This is a genomic window from Lentzea aerocolonigenes, from assembly GCF_000955955.1.
In the GTDB taxonomy this organism is placed as follows: domain Bacteria; phylum Actinomycetota; class Actinomycetes; order Mycobacteriales; family Pseudonocardiaceae; genus Lentzea; species Lentzea aerocolonigenes_A.
Genome location: NZ_JYJG01000192.1, coordinates 1 through 1276 on the forward strand (window position 1 = coordinate 1; position 1276 = coordinate 1276).

At 68.3% G+C, this 1276-nt stretch carries 1 protein-coding gene; it reads right to left on the bottom strand.

Translation table 11 applies throughout. The features are described 5' to 3' along the window. Positions 1-14: 14 nt before the first annotated feature. Entirely contained in the window at positions 15-1223 is a 1209-nt protein-coding gene (locus tag UK23_RS24430; RefSeq protein WP_045313953.1) for an IS30 family transposase, read from the bottom strand. Between the last annotated feature and the right edge of the window lie 53 nt (positions 1224-1276).

Genomic DNA, 1276 nt, shown 5'->3' on the forward strand with positions numbered 1-1276 from the left:
GTAAACGGGCGGATTCACGTGGTCGTCGCAACGCCTGCTGGTGGGAAGAGTAGCTCGTGGAGGGCTTCGGCTGGTGTTTTCCAGCGGAGTGTCTCGCGGGGGCGATCGTTGAGTTCGGCGGCGACGAAGTCGAGGTGTTCGCGGCTGTGGACTGAGAGGTCTGTGGCTTTGGGGAAGTACTGGCGTAGCAGGCCGTTGGTGTTCTCGTTGGTGCCGCGTTGCCAGGGGCTGTGCGGGTCGCAGAAGTAGATGTCCAGGTCGGTGGCGACGGTGATTTCCTTGTGGCGGGCCATTTCCTGGCCTTGATCCCAGGTGAGGGACTGGCGCAGCTTGTCCGGTAGCGACGCGGTGGCCTCGATCATGGCGTCGCGGACGGTGGCCGCGTCTCGTCCGGGCAGGTGCAGCAGCAGGCAGAACCGGGTGGTGCGTTCGACCAGGGTGCCGATCTGGGATTTCTGGTTCTTGCCGATGATCATGTCGCCTTCCCAGTGCCCTGGGACGGCCCGGTCCTCGGCCTCGGCGGGCCGTTCGCTGATGTTGACCATGTCCGGGATCCGTTGCGGGGCACGGGCCCGGCGGGCCTGGGCCTGGCGGCGCGGGCGGCGCAGCGCACGGCCGGTGCGCAGGCACGCGGTCAGCTCACGCCGCAGCGCGCCCCGGCCCTGCACATACAGGGACTGGTAGATCGTCTCGTGGGACACCCGCATCTCCGGCTCGTCAGGAAAGTCGAGCCTCAGCCTGGCACTGATCTGCCGGGGCGAGCGGCGGCGGGTCAGCCCGTCCTGCACTACCTCCCGCAACCGGTCATCACCGGCGAGTTTGACCTGTTTCGGCCGCTTCGCCCGCTGCTCGGCCTTCGCCTGCGCCACCGTGGCCCGGTACTTGCGCGGCATCTTCGGCCGATCCTTGCGCAGGGGCAGCGAGTTCCGCTCCAGCTCCCGGCTGACCGTCGACGCGGAACGGCCCAGCCGCCGGCCGATCTCCCGCATCGACAGCTTCTCCGCGCGCAGGACCGCGATCTCCTCGCGTTCCTGCAACGACAGATAGCGGTCTGACACCGGCTGCGGCGCGTTGCTGATCACCCCGCCAGCCTGCGCGAACCACGTACTGCCCGCCATGAACGACACGCCCGCGAACCGCGCCGCCTGCGCGACCAGCATGCCCTGCTCGATACCGTCCCAGAACCGCAGCCGCACACGCCGCGGCAAACCAGGCCGAACCATCACCGCAACCTCCCAGATCAGAGGGGGTGTTGCGACGACCCATTGACGCCAAG